The 17088-nt window shown below is 60.8% G+C and carries 14 protein-coding genes and 1 riboswitch; of the genes, 6 read left to right on the top strand and 8 right to left on the bottom strand.

Annotated elements, in window-relative coordinates; genetic code table 11:
* Nucleotides 1-167 precede the first annotated feature (167 nt).
* Nucleotides 168-1577, bottom strand: a complete 1410-nt coding sequence (ahcY, locus tag ACYYKW_RS02335; protein WP_090287082.1) for an adenosylhomocysteinase — start codon at nucleotides 1575-1577, stop codon at nucleotides 168-170.
* A 23-nt stretch (nucleotides 1578-1600) separates the two neighbouring features.
* A riboswitch (S-adenosyl-L-homocysteine riboswitch) is annotated at nucleotides 1601-1700 on the bottom strand.
* Between the two features lie 197 nt (nucleotides 1701-1897).
* Here ahcY and ACYYKW_RS02330 point away from each other — a divergent pair.
* Nucleotides 1898-2302, top strand: a complete 405-nt coding sequence (locus ACYYKW_RS02330) for an acyl-CoA thioesterase (RefSeq protein WP_042561508.1) — start codon at nucleotides 1898-1900, stop codon at nucleotides 2300-2302.
* 175 nt (nucleotides 2303-2477) lie between these two features.
* The gene (locus ACYYKW_RS02325) at nucleotides 2478-3365 is read left to right on the top strand and encodes a formate/nitrite transporter family protein (protein ID WP_336356661.1); all 888 of its coding nucleotides are present in this window, start codon (nucleotides 2478-2480) and stop codon (nucleotides 3363-3365) included.
* Here ACYYKW_RS02325 and ACYYKW_RS02320 read toward each other — a convergent pair whose 3' ends face one another.
* Both ACYYKW_RS02320 and ACYYKW_RS02315 read right to left on the bottom strand, forming a co-directional pair.
* A complete protein-coding gene (locus ACYYKW_RS02320) occupies nucleotides 3366-4631 on the bottom strand; it encodes a cation:proton antiporter (protein ID WP_090287078.1) in 1266 nt (421 codons plus the stop codon).
* A 310-nt stretch (nucleotides 4632-4941) separates the two neighbouring features.
* Nucleotides 4942-6111: an MFS transporter gene (locus ACYYKW_RS02315; RefSeq protein ID WP_464989313.1), complete on the bottom strand. Its 1170-nt coding sequence runs from the start codon at nucleotides 6109-6111 to the stop codon at nucleotides 4942-4944.
* A 428-nt stretch (nucleotides 6112-6539) separates the two neighbouring features.
* Here ACYYKW_RS02315 and ACYYKW_RS02310 point away from each other — a divergent pair, with 428 nt between their 5' ends.
* Entirely contained in the window at nucleotides 6540-6923 is a 384-nt protein-coding gene (locus ACYYKW_RS02310) for an MAPEG family protein (protein ID WP_090287073.1), read from the top strand.
* A 122-nt stretch (nucleotides 6924-7045) separates the two neighbouring features.
* Here the strand turns inward: ACYYKW_RS02310 and mltA are convergent, their stop codons facing one another.
* Nucleotides 7046-8224 (bottom strand): murein transglycosylase A, encoded by a 1179-nt coding sequence (gene mltA / locus ACYYKW_RS02305; RefSeq protein WP_464989312.1) that lies wholly within the window; start codon nucleotides 8222-8224, stop codon nucleotides 7046-7048.
* Nucleotides 8225-8352: 128 nt separating this feature from the next.
* Between mltA and ACYYKW_RS02300 the strand changes: the two genes are divergently transcribed.
* A complete protein-coding gene (locus ACYYKW_RS02300; protein ID WP_464989311.1) occupies nucleotides 8353-8802 on the top strand; it encodes a c-type cytochrome in 450 nt (149 codons plus the stop codon).
* 133 nt (nucleotides 8803-8935) lie between these two features.
* Here the strand turns inward: ACYYKW_RS02300 and ACYYKW_RS02295 are convergent, their stop codons facing one another.
* The 4 genes from ACYYKW_RS02295 to ACYYKW_RS02280 all read right to left on the bottom strand — a co-directional run bounded on the left by ACYYKW_RS02295 (nucleotide 8936) and on the right by ACYYKW_RS02280 (nucleotide 13593).
* Nucleotides 8936-9331 (bottom strand): DUF1090 domain-containing protein, encoded by a 396-nt coding sequence (locus tag ACYYKW_RS02295; RefSeq protein ID WP_093097522.1) that lies wholly within the window; start codon nucleotides 9329-9331, stop codon nucleotides 8936-8938.
* Between the two features lie 96 nt (nucleotides 9332-9427).
* Nucleotides 9428-11104 (bottom strand): NAD-dependent DNA ligase LigB, encoded by a 1677-nt coding sequence (gene ligB, locus ACYYKW_RS02290; RefSeq protein ID WP_464989310.1) that lies wholly within the window; start codon nucleotides 11102-11104, stop codon nucleotides 9428-9430.
* A 284-nt stretch (nucleotides 11105-11388) separates the two neighbouring features.
* Nucleotides 11389-12579: a methionine adenosyltransferase gene (gene metK / locus ACYYKW_RS02285; protein ID WP_024014624.1), complete on the bottom strand. Its 1191-nt coding sequence runs from the start codon at nucleotides 12577-12579 to the stop codon at nucleotides 11389-11391.
* Nucleotides 12580-12597: 18 nt separating this feature from the next.
* Nucleotides 12598-13593: an ArsR/SmtB family transcription factor gene (locus ACYYKW_RS02280; protein ID WP_093097526.1), complete on the bottom strand. Its 996-nt coding sequence runs from the start codon at nucleotides 13591-13593 to the stop codon at nucleotides 12598-12600.
* A 259-nt stretch (nucleotides 13594-13852) separates the two neighbouring features.
* Here ACYYKW_RS02280 and tkt point away from each other — a divergent pair, with 259 nt between their 5' ends.
* Both tkt and epd read left to right on the top strand, forming a co-directional pair.
* A complete protein-coding gene (gene tkt / locus ACYYKW_RS02275) occupies nucleotides 13853-15850 on the top strand; it encodes a transketolase (protein ID WP_464989309.1) in 1998 nt (665 codons plus the stop codon).
* Between the two features lie 178 nt (nucleotides 15851-16028).
* Nucleotides 16029-17081, top strand: coding sequence for an erythrose-4-phosphate dehydrogenase (epd, locus tag ACYYKW_RS02270; RefSeq protein WP_093097532.1), 1053 nt, complete (start codon nucleotides 16029-16031; stop codon nucleotides 17079-17081).
* Nucleotides 17082-17088 lie beyond the last annotated feature (7 nt).

Below are 17088 nucleotides of genomic sequence, written 5' to 3'. Positions count from 1 at the left end.
CAAGCTGCAAGCTTCAAGCTGCAAGAGGGCGGAGTGCCGAAATCTTGTGCGTGGAGCTTGCAACCAACGGCTGCGAAATAACGATGAAGAAGCCAGCGACAGCTACAAGCCTCAAGTAAACCACCCGCTTTTACTTGCCGCTTGCAGCTTGACGCTCGCAGCTGCTCTTAGTACCGGTAGGCGTGCGGCTTGAACGGGCCTTCGACGGTGACGCCGATGTAGTCAGCCTGTTGCTTGGTCAGTTGGGTGACCACGCCGCCGAAGCCGCGGACCATTTCCAGAGCCACTTCTTCGTCGAGTTTCTTCGGCAGTACTTCCACGGTCAGACGCTCGGCTTTCTGAGCTGGCGACAGGTCGGCGTACTTCTGGCCGAACAGGAAGATCTGCGCCAGAACCTGGTTGGCGAACGAACCGTCCATGATGCGGCTCGGGTGACCGGTGGCGTTGCCCAGGTTCACCAGACGGCCTTCGGCCAGCAGGATCAGGTAGTCGTCGTTTTGTGGGTCGAAGCTGCCGGTACCGGTGCGGTGAACCTTGTGCACCTGTGGCTTCACTTCTTCCCATGCCCAGTTCTTGCGCATGAAAGCGGTGTCGATTTCGTTGTCGAAGTGACCGATGTTGCAGACCACGGCGCGCTTCTTCAGGGCCTTGAGCATGTTCGCGTCGCAAACATTGACGTTACCGGTGGTGGTCACGATCAGGTCGATCTTGCCCAGCAGCGCTTTGTCGATGCTCGCTTCGGAACCGTCGTTGATACCGTCGATGAACGGCGATACCAGCTCGAAACCGTCCATGCACGCTTGCATGGCGCAGATCGGGTCGACTTCGGAGACTTTGACGATCATGCCTTCCTGACGCAGGGACTGGGCCGAACCCTTGCCCACGTCACCGTAACCGATGACCAGCGCTTGCTTGCCGGACAGCAGGTGGTCGGTACCGCGCTTGATCGCATCGTTGAGGCTGTGACGGCAGCCGTACTTGTTGTCGTTCTTGGACTTGGTCACCGAGTCGTTGACGTTGATGGCCGGGATTTTCAGCTCGCCCTTGGCCAGCATGTCCAGCAGACGGTGTACACCGGTGGTGGTTTCTTCGGTCACGCCGTGAACGCGGTCCAGCACCTGCGGGTATTTCTTGTGCAGCAGCTCGGTCAGGTCGCCGCCGTCGTCGAGGATCATGTTGGCGTCCCATGGCTGGCCATCCTTGAGGATGGTCTGCTCCAGGCACCACTCGTACTCTTCTTCGGTTTCGCCTTTCCAGGCGAACACCGGGATACCGGCAGCCGCGATAGCGGCAGCGGCCTGGTCCTGGGTGGAGAAAATGTTGCACGACGACCAGCGAACTTCGGCACCCAGGGCAACCAGGGTTTCGATCAGCACGGCGGTCTGGATGGTCATGTGGATGCAGCCAAGGATCTTGGCGCCTTTGAGCGGCTGCTCGCTGGCGTACTTGCGACGCAGACCCATCAGGGCCGGCATTTCCGACTCGGCGATGATGGTTTCGCGACGGCCCCAGGCGGCCAGGGACATGTCGGCGACTTTGTAATCGGTAAAATCTGCAGGCGTGATAACAGCGCTCATGAAGAGCCTCCATTCGTAATGTATGCGAATGGGCGCCGTTGTGCGTTTAGTGTCCAGCCTGCGGCCGGTCAACGCCCCATCCGAGCCTGACAGGTCGAACCTGCTGCAGCGCCCCTCGGACAGGTGGCGGGAAAACGGTAACAAGTGATCATTACCGTTTTGAAACGGTGGCGATTATAGCCGTCCAGACTGATCTTCCAAAGGGTTTCTGTCGGTTGGATGAAGATCGTTAATGGCGACCATAGTCGAAGCCGCATGGAGCATGACCGCCCGGTCTGCCAAGATGGCGCCATCATTCGGCAAGAGACCAAGGAGTGAAGATGAATTTCCACACCCGCAAATGGGTAAAACCCGAAGACCTCAACCCCAACGGCACCCTGTTCGGCGGCAGTCTGCTGCGCTGGATCGACGAAGAAGCGGCGATCTACGCGATCGTCCAGCTGGGCAACCAGCGCGTGGTGACCAAGTACATTTCCGAGATCAACTTCGTCAGCGCCTCGCGCCAGGGTGACATCATCGAACTGGGCATTACCGCCACCGAGTTCGGCCGCACCTCGATCACCCTGACGTGCGAAGTGCGCAACAAGATCACCCGCAAGAGCATTCTGACCGTTGAGAAAATGGTCTTTGTGAATCTGGGTGAAGACGGCTTGCCGGCGCCGCACGGGCGGACCGAGATCAGGTATGTAAAAGATCAGTTCAAGGATGACGAGGCCGTTCAATAAGATTGGCGGCGCTTTCATCGCCAGCAGGCTGGCTCCCACAGAGGCGACAATGTGCCTGTGGGAGCCAGCCTGCCGGCGATAGCGGTGGTGCCATCAGCGAAGATTGATCTGGCCACTGAACAGCCATGAAGCGCAACGGTCGTAGCTAAATCGCCCCCCCCACGGTTGCCACGCCATGACCACGCCCACCAGCGACAAAACCCCCGACCTCTCGGCCAAAGAGCAGCACGAAGTCGAGAAAAGCCAGCCGCCTCGCGCGGCCGTCCTGCATGAAATCATCCGCACCCAAGGCGATCAGGAACTGGAACGCAGCATTGCCGCGCTCTGGTGGTCGGCGTTGGCGGCCGGGTTGACGATGGGGTTGTCGCTGATGGGCATGGGCCTGCTCAACTCGCGTCTGCCCGACGGTGACGAGTTCAAGGTGATCGCCAGCTTCGGTTATTGCGCAGGTTTTCTCGCGGTGATTCTGGCGCGCCAGCAACTGTTCACCGAAAACACCCTGACCGCGGTGTTGCCGGTGATGACCAAGCCAACCCTGCTGAATTTTGCCCGACTGATCCGGCTGTGGAGCGTGGTGCTGATCGGCAACCTGTGCGGCACGATTCTGGTGGCGTATGTGATGCTTGAGCTGCCGATTTTCGACAGCAAGACGGACCATGCCTTTCTCGAAATCGGTCGCAAGGTCATGGAAAACCACGCCAGTCAGATGTTCGCCAAAGGCATCGTCTCCGGCTGGATGATTGCCACCATGGTCTGGATGATCCCGTCCATGGAAAGCGCGAAGATGTGGATCATTATCCTCATCACCTACTTCATGGCACTGGGCGACTTCACCCACATCGTCGTAGGTTCGGCGGAGGTTTCGTACTTGGTATTTGCCGGCGAACTGCCGTGGAGTGATTTCTGGATGGTATTTGCCGGTCCGACACTGGCGGGGAATATCATCGGCGGCAGCTTCATCTTCGCGCTGATCAGCCATGCGCAAATCCGCAGCGAGAGCGGGGTGCCGAAGGAACCTGCGGATCAGGCGAAGAAAACCGATCCGCAGTCCTCCCTGAAATGATCAGTGGTGCGCTGGCTCAGGCACGGTAGCCGGCTCGTTGCGCGTTGCATGCTTGACCAGTTTGCCGATGCTCAGGCCCTGGAGAAGGATCGATGAGAGCACCACGATGTAGGTGATGCTCAGCAGCAGATCGCGCTCCGGGCCCAGCGGCAAAGCCAGCGCCAGGGCTACCGAGACGCCACCGCGCAAACCGCCCCACGTCAGGATGCGGATGGTGCCGGCCGGCACTGAGCGCCAGCGCCGCAGCAACAGAATCGCCGGGGCCACGGTGAGCAGGCGCGACAGCAGAATCGCCACCGCGAGCAAACCCGCTGCGGCCATGTGCAGCCAGTTGAACGGCAGCAGCAACAACTCCATGCCGATCAGCGCAAACAGCAAGGCGTTGAGCATGTCATCGAGCAACTCCCAGAAACCGTCGAGGTAGCGGCGGGTCATGTCGTTCATCGCCAGGTTACGGCCCAGGTTGCCGATGATCAGCCCGGCAACCACCATCGCGATCGGCGCCGAGACATGCAATTCGGTGGACATCGCTGAACCGCCAATTACCAGCGCCAGGGTCAGCATCACGGTGATCTGATGCTGCTCGACGCTTTTGATCATGCGATAGACCAGGTAACCGATCAGTCCGCCAAACAGCACACCGCCCAGCGCCTCGTGCGCAAACAGCATCGCGGTGGCGCTGATGGTCGGGGTCTCGCCCAGTTGCGCGATACCCAGCAGCACAGTGAACACCACGACCGCGGTGCCGTCATTGAACAGCGACTCACCGACGATGGTGGTTTTCAGTGGTTTCGAGGCATTGGCGGTACGCAATACGCCGAGCACTGCAATCGGGTCGGTGGGCGAAATCAGCGCGCCGAACAACAGGCAGTAGAGGAAACTCACGTGCCAGCCGAACAGGGCAAAAATGTAATAGGCGAGGCTGCCGATCACTGCAGTGGCAATCAATACACCAAAGGTCGCCAGCAGGCCGATGGGCCAGCGGTAGCTGCGCAGGTCATTAAGGTTGACGTGAAGGGCGCCGGCGAACAGCAGGAACGACAGCATCCAGTTCATCAACAGATCGCCAAAGTCGATCTGGCCGATCAGTTGCTGCACACGGTCTTCGAGGCCGGGGAAGCCGAGCACGCTGAGGCCCTGCAGGATCAGCGAGAACAGCAAGGCAGTGACCATTACGCCGATAGTCGGCGGCAGGCCGATGAAGCGGAAGTTGACGAAGGTGAGAAGGGTGGTCAAGCAGATGAAAGCGGCGACAAGTTCAAGCATCCGGGGTCCTTTGGATGAAGGGTGAATGGAGCGCGACCGGAGTTTTGGGCGCAGGGGTTTGATGGGGTGGGGTTGGCTGAGGGCACATTCGGATTTTGCGTCACGCCCGACAGCCCCTCACCCCAGCCCTCTCCCGCAGGGAGAGGGAGCCGACCGAGGTGTCTTGCGTGGAACATCGACCTGAACGACCGGGTTGATTTTGGATTCGACGAGGCTCGTTCCTGTCGCCTACGTTCCCAAGCATCCCCCAATCAGTCCCCTCTCCCTCCGGGAGAGGGCTAGGGTGAGGGCTCTATCTGGCACACCGCAATCAGTCCGACACATTGACCGCAACCGTCCGACCACGTTGCAGATAAATAAACCACAACGCCGCCAGCACCGTCAGCACACCGACCAGCGCCCCGGTCCATGGCAGGTCCGTCAGATCCGCGCCACTGGCTACCACCAGCCCGCCAATCCACGCGCCCGCCGCATTGCCCAGATTGAACGCGCTTTGGTTCAGCGTCGAACCCAGATTCGGCGCATCATGGGCCTGATCGATGATCAGCAGTTGCAGAATCGGGCACAGCGCAAAAGCGAAAATCCCCCACAACACCAGCGTGATCGCTGCTGGCACCACTGAGCGGCTGGTCTGGCTGAACGCGGCCAGAATCACCACCACCGCCAAAGCCACGCCGACCAGCGAAGGCAGCAAACGGCTGTCGGCCAGACGCCCGCCGAGCATGCTGCCACCCGTCAGACCGACGCCAAACAGCAGCAACATCACCGTGACGCCGTGGGGGCTGACGCCAGTGATGTCTTGCAGAATCGGCGCAATGTAGGTGAACACGCTGAACAGACTGGTCGAGGCCAGCACGCTCATGCCCAGCGCCAGTAGCACGTTGACCTTGCCCAGCACTCTGAACTCGCTGGCGAGGTTGGCCTTGTCCATCGCAATGTGTTTTGGCAACCACAGCCATTGCGCAAGCGCCGCGATCACGCCGATCACCGACACCGCCCAGAACGTCGAGCGCCAACCGGCGTATTGGCCGAGCGCAGTGCCCAGTGGAACGCCGAGCACGTTGGCCAGCGTCAGGCCGGTGAACATCATGGCGATAGCCTGGGCGCGCTTGTTCGGCGCGACCAGTCCGGCGGCGACCACCGAGCCGATGCCGAAGAACGCGCCGTGACACAGGGCGGTGACCACGCGCGCGGCCATCAGCGTGGCGTAATTCGGCGCGAGGGCGCACAGCACGTTGCCGAGGATGAACATCAGCGTCATTCCCAGCAAGGTTGCTTTGCGCGGCATGTTCGCGGTGCCGATTGCCAGGATCGGTGCGCCGAACACCACACCCAACGCATAACCTGTAATCAACAGACCAGCGTGGGGAATGCTCACGGCCAGGTCGCGGGCGACGTCGGGCAGCAGGCCCATGATCACGAATTCAGTGGTGCCGATGCCGAAGGCGGCGACGGCGAGGGCAAGCAAGGCGAGTGGCATGCGCAAGGTCTCTGTTAGTAGTCTTGACGCTTTGATCAGGCATACGCGGGCCGTCGCCCGATCTCGGAGAGAGCGGCGCAGGCAACATTTATTGGTATTTTTCTGTGCGCAACTGAGTGCGGCGTGGTCGCGCGCAGTATAAACAGCCATGGACACATCGCGAATCAATAATCTGACTAATTGGTTCAGCGTCAGATGCGGGGGCGAGCATGACGACAGCTCTGACGGCGTTGCTGCATGCAGCGTGGAATGTCCGGTTGTCAGCTACGCTCTGGTGCTGTGGGTGATGCAGTCGGGCTCAGTGTGATCCGTGTGGTTTGTCGGTATGCGCTACCTCAAGAACCTTTCGGCCGCGGGCGGCTCTTAGCCTTGGGCTGGCGATGTCTTTCTGCCTGCCCGCGAATTCCAAAATCAAAAAGGATGGTGTTATGACGGTAGCTCTGTGGTGTGTGTTGATCGCGATTTTCCTGCCGTACGTGTGCACGATCGTGGCGAAAGCGTCTGGCGGTTTCCGGCTGAAGGACAATTACGATCCGCGGGATTTTCTCGACAGCGTCGGCGGTGTGGCCCGACGTGCGCATGCCGCGCAACTGAACAGTTTTGAAGTGACCCCGGCATTTGCCGCCGCGGTGCTCGTTGCGCACCTGGTCGGTACGGCGCAGTTGGTAACGGTCAACGTGCTGGCGGTGCTGTTCATCACCAGTCGCTTGTTGTACATCATTTGCTACCTGGCGGACTGGGCGGCGTTGCGCTCGGTGGTGTGGTTTGTGGGGATGGGCTTGATTGCTTCGTTCTTCTTTGTGTCGATCTGATTGTCGGGTGTGTTGCTGATGGCCTCATCGCGAGCAGGCTCACTCCTACAGGGGAACGCATTCCAAATGTAGGTGTGAGCCTGCTCGCGATAGCGGTCTGACTGCCTCGGCGAATCCGAAGGTTACTTCTTCACTGTATCCGCCACCTGCGGCACTTGCGGCAACGGCGCGCCTTTCGGCCAGAGCATCCAGATCTGCCCCTGCTGTTTCATGTCGCCGGCCAATTGCCCGGCGGCATCACCGGTGCCCCAGAACAGGTCCGCGCGAACCTCGCCGGCAATCGCGCCGCCGGTATCCTGCGCGGCCACCGGGCGCACCAGCGGCGTGCCATCCGGGCGCGTAGTCGACAGCCACAACAGACTGCCCAGCGGAATCACCTTGCGATCCACTGCCGCACTGTAACCTGCGGTCAGCGGCACGTTCAGCGAGCCGCGTGGACCTTCGTTACTGTCCGGGTTGCGGGTGAAGAACACGTAACTCGGGTTGCTGGCCAGCAGTTCGGGAATCCGTGACGGATTGGCTTTGGCCCAGTTGCTGATGGCGCTCATGGTCACCTCTTCTTTCTTCAGCTCGCCCTGCTCGACCAGCCAGCGTCCGATCGGCCGGTAGGGATGGCCGTTCTGGTCGGCGTAGGCGATGCGCAGTTGTTTGCCGTCCTCGGTCTGAATCCGTCCGGAACCTTGGATTTGCAGAAATTGCAGGTTCATCGGATCAGTCAGGTAAGCCACCACCGGTGCTTTCACGCCTTTGGATTCGATGGTCGCCGCGTCGTCGTAAGGCTTGAGCACTCGCCCTTCGAGCCGGCCGCGCAGGCGCTTGCCCTTGAGCTCCGGATAAATGCTGTCCAGGGACACGATGATCATGTCTTCCGGCACGCCATAAACCGGCACGTTGACAGCCTCGGTGGGCGTCAGACTGCCGGGGTAGACCGGTTCGTAATAGCCGGTGATCAGGCCGTTGGGGTTGTCGTTTTCCGCGCGTAAGCCATACACATCGAGGTTCTGTTTGAGAAAGGCGCGAATTTCGCTGGCACTCTGCGGCACATTGGCCGCAGTTGCGCAGGTCGGGCCCCAGACCGCATCGGCTTTCAATCGGGTGCAGGCGCTGCGCCATGAGCCGAAACCGGCGACCAGATCGCTGTCGGATACGGCGGGAAGGGCTTCCCAGGTGGCGCTTGAATAAGTGGCCAGCGCATGGGTTTTTGGTTTGTCGCTGTCACCGCCGGTGCAGCCAGCGAGTGCGGCCAGCAGTGGAAGGATTGCAAGCAGTGGGTGACGCCAGGCCTGGAAACGGCGATTCATGGAGGGATTCCTGTGCCGGTTGCCCAAGTGCTCCATGCGCTCAAGCAACCCGTATTTTTAATAGGGCTATTGGTGTTTGACGGTGACGCGAGGATACTGGCCGCCGATTTCCGCGACCTGAAGCCGCCATGACTCTCAAACGAATTGCTGTTGTATTGCTGGCCTGTTTGGCCCTGTCCGCCTGTGGCGGGGTCGATCCGAATTCCCCGCTGGGCCAACGCAAGGCCGTCTTCAAACAGATGCTCAAGACCAGCGAAGACCTCGGCGGCATGTTGCGTGGGCGCATCCCGTTCGACGGGCCAAAATTTACTGACGGTGCGGTCAGGCTCGATGCCTTGTCCCATGAGCCGTGGCAGCATTTTCCGCAGGTTCGCGAAGAAGATCACACCAGCGCCAAGGACGATGTCTGGCAGAAGCAGGCACAGTTTCAGCAAATGGCCCGAGATCTTGAGGCGGCTACCGGTGAATTGGTCATCGCCAGCAAGGTTCAGCCGTACAAGGCCAGCAACCTCGGGCCGGCCGTGCAGAAAGTTGAAGATGCCTGCAGTGCTTGCCATAAGCAGTTTCGGGATCATTAACCTGCTTGGTCTGAGCTGGCCTCTTCGTCGGAACGCCGCCCGGAGCAAGCTCGCTCCCACATGGATATGTATTCCAACGTGGTAGCGAGCCTGCTCGCGAAAGCGGTTTGCCATTCGCCACGAAACCAAAGTCTTACTTGTCGATCTCTTCCAGCGCTTCCTGCAGTTCCTTGCGCGACTCGGCCAGCTTTTCCTTACGCTTGTTGATCCTCTCCGGATCGCCCTTCTTCATGGCCTTATCGAGGTCGGCCTGACGCTGGCTGACTTCATGCTTGGCCTCAAGCACCTTGTTCTCGCGCTCTTTTTTCAGTCCGGCATCGGTGCAATGCTCGGTCACTTCACGCAGGGCTGTTTCGAGACCTGCCTGCTGCTCCATGTTGCCGCGCGACTTGGCCTGTTCGATCTGGTTGATGATGCCCTGCTTCTTGGCAGCGCAACCGGTCAGCCCCGGGCCTTCTTCTTCCGCCATCGCCGGGGCGGCCAGGACGCCGCACAGAGTGAACAGGGCGAGCGGTGCGAGAAATTTCATAAAAGCTCCATGTGCATAAACAATCGGGTTGGAGGGCACTGCGCTGTTGGAGCGTCGGGCCGGCCATTGGGTTCCCGTCGAGCGGGGAAGGCATGTTCAGAAGCCGTCGATCCCGGCGGCCTGCAAGGTCTCGCTCAAGGCTAACACTTGCGGGTCGCGAAAGAAGGCGCTCAATTGCGCCGCACGGCCGGAGCCGATGCCGGGTTCTGCCTGCCATTGTTCGGTGTCGCGTTGTGCCAGCGCCTGCCAGGTATCAGCCAGTTGTGCCTGACCGGTCGGCGGCAGGCCCAGGGCTTTGAGCCACTGCACGAATGGTCGTTGGCGAGCGCTGTGAAAACTGTGGATCAGGCGGGCGCTGCTGCGTTCGCCGAAGCCGGCGATGTTAGCAAGCTCTGGCTCGTCGAGGGTCAACCAATCCAGCAGGTTGTTCAGGCGGCCTGTTTCGAAAAGTTTCTCCCAGGTGCCGCGACCGACATGCGCCATCGCCAGCCCCTGCTTGCCGCTGAGCCAGGCCAGACGCGCGAGAAACTGGCTTTCGCAGCCGGCGGTGGGTTGCCAACAGCTCAGGGCGTGGAAGTCCTGCGCATTCGGAACGGATAGCTCTGCGCGATCGGCAGCCCGCACAACCACGCTGTCGAGTCGCGGGATGGTCAGTCCGGCGAGGCTGATCGCCACTTGATCACCGGGGCGGATATCCATTTGCTGCCAGCGCTTCAATGAGCTGACGCTGACCCGCTTGATCTCGCGGTCGTCGAGCATCGTCGGGTTCAGCTCCAGCACCGGCGTGATGCGCCCGGTGCGACCTATCTTGAAATTGACCTTGCGGACGTCGGCCAAGACCTGTGCAAACGGATATTTCCAGGCGATCGCCCAGTACGGGGCGCGGGCCTGCCAGCGCTCGGCGGGTGGACGTTGACTCTGGCGCAGAACCACGCCATCGCTGGCAAACGGCAGCGGTGAGCGATACCAGTGCTCGCGCCATTTCTGCGCCTCGGTGAAGTCGGTGATGGCGTGGCTGTAAGGTTCGGTGGTGGCGAAACCCAGTGTCGCCAGCAGGGTTATTCGCTCGGGTAAATCCAGCGGACCCTGCGGCCAGTCCCACACGAACAGACCGATCCCGGCGGCTTGTTGCGCATCCAGCGATTTGCGCCCCATCAATCCGGCAACGGTAGCGCGAGCGTTGATGCTGCCGGCGCGGGCTTGTACGTGATCTTTGAGGCGCCAATAGAGTTCGCCTTGCACCAGCAGATCTTGCGGTTGGGTCAGGCGTTGCGGGATCGCCGGGATCTCGCGCGCCGAGGCTGTCCAGTCTTGCCCCGAGAGGCCGTCGCCACGGCTGATGGCTCGTTGTAACAGGCCTTGGCGATAGATCAGGGTGACCGCCACGCCGTCGATTTTTGGTTGAATCCAGACAGCCTTGCGCGACCGCAGCCAGCGTTCGACGTCTTCGGCTTGATGAAGCTTGTCCAGGCCAGTGTGAGCGACGGGATGCTGAATGGGGCCGGCGGCGCTGCGCAATGGCGCGGGCGACGAGGGCAGTTGGAAGCATTGTCGCCACGCTTTCAGGCGCAGGCGCGACTGGTCGTAAAGTTCATCGGCGATCAGCGAGCGGCCTTCGCGGTGGTAGGCGTCGTCCCATTGGTCGATCCGGGTTTGCAGGGCGGTGATTTCGCGTTGGGCTTTGGCGGGTGGCCAGTCTGGGCAGTTGGCGTGGGCGTGGAAGGTGATGAGTGTCAGCAGGAGAACCGACAGCAGGGGCAGGGTGAAGGGCATGTGAGCTTCCTTGCTCGGAGGTGATGCTTGAAGCGTAGGCGGGGATATTGGCACTGGTGCGTGGGTGTTTTGCTGCTTATTTCTGCATGGACCCAAAAGCCCCTCACCCTAGCCCTCTCCCGGAGGGAGAGGGGACTGACCGAGTGGTTCTTTCGGAGTACGCCAACCTGAACCGCCGCGGTGAACTCAGACTTGCAAGCAGAGCAAGTGAACATATTTCACGGCATGAAAAAGCCCCGCGCGGCGCGAACCGTGCGGAGCTTTTTTTGTAGCCGGGAAAGGGCTTACAGGCCGGCAGCGGAACGCAGGGCGTCGGCGCGGTCGGTTTTTTCCCAGGTGAACGTGGTGAAGCTGTCTTCGCCAACGGTCTTGGTCTGCGGCGCGCGGCCGAAGTGGCCGTAGGCTGCGGTTTCCTGATACATCGGGTGCAGCAGGTCGAGCATGGTGGTGATTGCGTATGGACGCAGGTCGAACACTTCGCGGACCAGTTTGATGATCTTGTCATCGCTGATCTTGCCGGTGCCGAAAGTGTTCAGCGAGATCGAGGTCGGCTGGGCCACACCGATCGCGTAGGACACCTGAATCTCGCAACGCTCGGCCAGGCCGGCTGCGACGATGTTCTTGGCCACATAACGGCCAGCGTAGGCAGCCGAACGGTCAACCTTCGATGGATCCTTGCCGGAGAACGCGCCACCGCCGTGACGGGCCATGCCGCCGTAGCTGTCGACGATGATCTTGCGACCGGTCAGACCGCAGTCACCTACCGGGCCGCCAATGATGAACTGGCCGGTCGGGTTGATGTGGAACTGGGTGTCCTTGCTCAGCAGTTCGGCAGGCAGTACGTGCTTGACGATCAGCTCCATCACGCCTTCGCGCAGGTCTTTGTACGACACTTCAGGGTTGTGCTGGGTCGACAGAACAACAGCGTCGATACCGACAACCTTGCCACCTTCGTAACGGCAGGTTACTTGCGACTTGGCGTCCGGACGCAGCCAAGGCAGCAGGCCCGATTTGCGCGCTTCGGCCTGACGCTGCACCAGTTGGTGCGAGAAGGTGATCGGCGCTGGCATCAATACGTCGGTTTCGTTGCTGGCGTAGCCGAACATCAGGCCTTGGTCGCCGGCGCCCTGATCTTCAGGTTTGGCACGGTCAACGCCCTGGTTGATGTCGGGGGACTGCTTGCCGATGATGTTCATCACGCCGCAGGTCGCGCCGTCGAAGCCGACTTCGGAGCTGGTGTAGCCGATGTCGCAGATCACGTCACGAACGATCTGCTCCAGGTCGACCCAGGCGCTGGTGGTCACTTCACCGGCAACGATGGCCACGCCGGTCTTGACCAGCGTTTCCACGGCCACGCGAGCGTGTTTGTCCTGGGCAATAATGGCGTCCAGCACCGCATCGGAAATCTGGTCGGCGATTTTGTCCGGATGCCCTTCGGACACGGACTCGGAGGTGAAGAGGGAGTATTCGCTCATCTCGATGTTTTCCTGAATTTACCGATGGTGAGTGTCGCCAGCCGGTCGCTGAAAATGGCGGACCTGGATCTGGAAACCATTACGTAAGCCTACATACAGGCTTTCCCCGGGAACGAGTCCCGCAGCGGTGGCCCAACGGGCCAGATCGTCCTGTTCAAACCCCAACCAGAGATCACCGCAGGCCTCCCTGGCCCAACTCTGGTTGTGGCTACATAACTCTGTCACGAGCAGGCTACCGCCCGGTTGCAGCAGGTCGGCCATGTGCCTGAGCGCATCGGCCGGGGCGGCGAAATGGTGCAACACCATGTTCAACACCACGCAATCGGCCTGAAGGCTGCTGCCGTTCAATGCATCGGCCAATTGCAGGCTGACGTTAGCCAGCTGTTCACGTTCGCAGACCTGACGCGCCAGTTCGAGCATCGCCGGGCTGTTGTCCAGCGCGGTCACGCTGGCAAAACGGCGCGCCAGTTCCGGCAGAAAAGCACCGTCGCCGGGGCCGACTTCGATGGCCGTGGCAGCACCATTGAAGTTCAGCTTGTCGAGCAAGGCCAGCACGCTATCGCGGTACTGCGGCAGGCCGGCGATCAAATCCTGCTGGGCGCGAAATTTCTCCGCGACCCGGGCGAAAAAGTCCTGACTGGCGGCGGCGCGTTGCCCGTGGACCTGTTCGATCCGCGTTTGCACGTCGTCCGGCAGCGCCAGATCGTCGACTTCCTCCAGCAATGCCGCGTGCAGCTTGCCGCCGAGCAATTCGGTATGGGGCAGGGCGCGACGATAGAAAATCGCGTTGCCTTCACGGCGGGTCGCCACCAGATCGGCCTGCGCCAGCACTTTAAGGTGGTGGCTCATGCCGGACTGACCGATGCCGAAAATCTGCGCCAGCTCCAGCACGCCGAACGAATCGTTGGCCAGCGCGCGCAAGACATTCAGCCGCAACGGATCGCCGCCGGCCTTGCACAGGGCCGCCAGCTCGTCGCAATCGTCATGGCGAATGGAAGGCACGCGTAGGTTCATAGGGCTGGCAGTCTAGAGACGGTGAGAGGGCATCGCAAGGTCAATATCAAAAAGTTTTGATATTGCTCGATAAATGGCACTTCTCATCAGGCGGTGGTCTCTACAAAACAACAGCGGAAAGGTTTCACCTGCAGAAACCGGCGCTATCGATTGGAAAAAAGCCTCCGGATCACTATCTGTCATTGCCCCGAGGCGCATGGGTGAGGGAAAATGCCCTCCTTTTTTCCGTTTCAATCTATTCACACCCAGGAGATCAGCGATGCCTAGCCGTCGTGAGCGTGCCAACGCCATTCGTGCCCTCAGCATGGATGCCGTGCAAAAAGCCAACAGCGGCCATCCCGGTGCCCCCATGGGTATGGCAGATATTGCTGAAGTGCTGTGGCGCGACTACCTCAAGCACAACCCGAGCAACCCGTCGTTCGCCGACCGTGACCGCTTCGTGCTGTCCAACGGTCACGGCTCGATGTTGATCTACTCGCTGCTGCACCTGACCGGTTACGACCTGTCGATCGACGACCTCAAGCAGTTCCGTCAACTGCACAGCCGCACCCCGGGCCACCCGGAATTCGGTTACACCCCGGGTGTTGAAACCACCACCGGCCCGCTGGGTCAGGGCCTGGCCAACGCCGTCGGTTTCGCGCTGGCAGAAAAGGTTCTGGGCGCGCAGTTCAACCGTCCTGGCCACGACATCGTCGACCACCACACCTACGTGTTCCTCGGTGATGGCTGCATGATGGAAGGCATCTCCCATGAAGTCGCATCCCTGGCCGGTACTTTGGGTCTGGGCAAGCTGATCGCCTTCTACGATGACAACGGCATCTCCATCGACGGTGAAGTCGAAGGCTGGTTCACCGATGACACGCCGAAGCGTTTCGAGTCCTACAACTGGCAAGTGATCCGCAACGTTGACGGTCACGACCCGGAAGAGATCAAGACCGCCATCGACACCGCGCGCAAGAGCCCGCTGCCGACGCTGATCTGCTGCAAGACCACCATCGGTTTCGGTTCGCCGAACAAGCAAGGCAAGGAAGACTGCCACGGCGCCCCGCTGGGTGACGCGGAAATCGCCCTGACCCGTCAGGCGCTGAACTGGAACTACGGTCCTTTCGAAATCCCGGCCGACATCTATGCCGAGTGGGATGCCAAGGAAAAAGGCCGCGCCGCCGAAGCCGAGTGGGACCAGCGTTTCGCTGCTTACTCTGCAGCGTTCCCGAGCGAAGCCAACGAGCTCATCCGTCGTCTGAGCGGCGAGCTGCCAGCCGACTTCTCGGAAAAAGCCTCGGCCTACATCGCCGAAGTCGCGGCCAAGGGCGAAACCATCGCCAGCCGCAAAGCCAGCCAGAACACCCTGAACGCGTTCGGCCCGCTGCTGCCGGAACTGCTTGGCGGTTCGGCTGACCTGGCCGGTTCCAACCTGACCCTGTGGAAAGGTTGCAAGGGCGTCAACGCTGAAGATGCCAGCGGCAACTACATGTACTACGGCGTGCGCGAATTCGGCATGACCGCGATCATGAACGGCGTGACCCTGCACGGCGGCCTGGTGCCATACGGCGCAACCTTTCTGATGTTCATGGAGTACGCCCGCAACGCGGTGCGCATGTCGGCACTGATGAAGAAGCGTGTGATCCATGTCTACACCCACGACTCCATCGGTCTGGGCGAAGACGGCCCGACACACCAGCCGATCGAGCAACTGACCAGCCTGCGCACCACGCCGAACCTCGACACCTGGCGTCCAGCCGATGCCGTGGAATCGGCAGTCGCGTGGAAAAATGCACTGGAGCGCAAGGACGGCCCATCGGCGCTGATCTTCTCGCGTCAGAACCTGCAGCACCAGGAACGCGATGCCGGCCAGATTGCCGACATCAGCCGCGGCGGCTACGTGCTGAAGGACTGCGCTGGCGAGCCTGAGCTGATCCTGATCGCCACCGGTTCGGAAGTCGGTCTGGCCGTTCAGGCCTTCGACAAACTCACCGGGCAGGGCCGCAAGGTTCGCGTGGTTTCCATGCCGTGCACCAGCGTGTTCGATGCGCAGGACGCCAGCTACAAGCAATCGGTGCTGCCGCTGCAGGTGGGCGCGCGTATCGCCATCGAAGCGGCGCACGCCGACTTCTGGTTCAAGTATGTCGGTCTGGAAGGTCGCGTGATTGGCATGACCACCTACGGCGAATCGGCTCCGGCTTCGGCACTGTTCGAGGAGTTCGGCTTCACCCTGGAAAACATTCTGGGTCAGGCGGAAGAGCTGCTGGAAGACTAAAACACAGCGCGGTGGCCTCAAGGTCACCGCAATCCCTGTGGGAGCTGGCTTGCCAGCGATAGGGTCATCAGCTTCGACATAAAAGTCGCCTGAACGGACGCTATCGCTGGCAAGCCAGCTCCCACAGGGATTGTGTTGCAACAAACATTGCGTCTGCCTGCGTACTATCGAGAACCCCATGCCTCAACCGCGTCCCTACAAAGTTGCACTCAACGGCTACGGCCGCATTGGTCGTTGCGTTTTGCGTGCGCTGTTTGAGCGAGGCGAGAAAGCCGGGTTTGAAATTGTCGCGATCAACGATCTGGCCGACATGGCCAGCATCGAATACCTGACACGCTTTGACTCCACCCACGGCCGTTTTCCCGGCGAGGTGCGCGTAGAAGGCGATTGTCTGCATATTAATGGCGACTGCGTGAAGGTCCTGCGCAGTGCCACTCCAGAAGGCATCGATTGGGCGTCGCTGGGCGTCGATCTGGTGCTCGAATGCTCCGGTGCCTATAACACCCGTGAAGACGGCCAGCGCTTTCTCGATGCGGGCGCGCCACGCGTGTTGTTCTCGCAGCCGATGGCCAGCGAGGCGGATGTCGACGCCACCATCGTTTATGGGGTCAATCAGGATTGCCTGACCGGTGACGAACGGCTGGTGTCCAACGCCTCCTGTACCACCAACTGCGGCGTGCCGCTGCTGCGTCTGCTCGACAAGGCGATCGGCCTGGATTACGTGTCGATCACCACCATTCACTCGGCGATGAACGATCAGCCAGTCATCGACGCCTATCACCACGAAGACCTGCGCCGCACCCGTTCGGCGTTCCAGTCGGTGATCCCGGTGTCCACTGGTCTGGCGCGGGGCATCGAGCGCCTGCTGCCGGAACTTGCCGGGCGAATTCAGGCCAAAGCGGTACGCGTGCCGACGGTCAATGTGTCCTGCCTCGATATCACGATGCAAACCGCCACAGCGACCGACGCCAACGAGATCAACCGGATCCTGCGCGACGCCGCCACCAGCGGCCCGCTCAAGGGGCTTCTGGCCTATACCGAGTTGCCGCACGCCAGTTGTGATTTCAACCATGACCCACATTCGGCCATTGTTGATGCCAGTCAGACCCGTGTTTCCGGCCCAAGGCTGGTAAACATCCTGGCCTGGTTCGACAACGAGTGGGGGTTTGCCAACCGAATGCTGGACGTTGCGGATCACTATCTGCAAACAGCAACTTCAAAAAAACCGTAGGAAGTGC

Source organism: Pseudomonas sp. 15C, from assembly GCF_055484735.1.
Note: the sequence above shows the minus strand (reverse complement) of the source record. Positions and strands in the feature narration are given on the sequence as shown.